Annotated in this window: 1 protein-coding gene; it reads left to right on the forward strand. The window is 49.5% G+C overall.

Features of this window, described 5'->3' with window-relative positions; translation table 11 throughout:
* On the forward strand, positions 1–517 hold a 517-nt coding region (locus A3763_RS24900), incomplete at both ends, for a PAS domain-containing protein (RefSeq protein WP_156495321.1).

The following is a 517-nucleotide window of genomic DNA, read 5'->3' on the forward strand; positions in this document are numbered from 1 at the left end:
CGCCTTGGTAAAAAGCCAGACGCGCTTAACGCAGGCTATGGACGCAGCGCGTTTGGGCTTGATCGACTGGGATCTTGATCAAGCCCAGTTTTACCAGTCAGACTTCCATGAACTCTTCGGCGATAAAGAACTGACTACTGAAGAGCATATACATAACCTGAAAACGATTATTCACCCGGCAGACTATGTTGATGTTCGGGCGGCCGTTAACGCTTGTTTGGAAGGCGGTAAGGGAGAGTACCAACTTCAATATCGAGCCCAGAGTGGTGACGATTGGCTATGGATAGAAGAGAGCGGCAAGGTTGTTGATCGGGATGCAAAAGGGCGGGCTCTGCGAATTTTGGGGACCCGGCGTAATATTCAGTCCGAGCGCGCTCGTGATGAACAAGTTCGCTTGGCTAAGTCGGTCGTTGATCATACTTCAGAAGGTGTTTTTGTTCTGGATGCTAACTATCGCTTCCTGTCGGTTAATCCTGCTTATGAGAAAATAATCGGGCAGAGTGCGGAACAGCTTGTT

The organism is Oleiphilus sp. HI0128 (assembly GCF_001635365.1).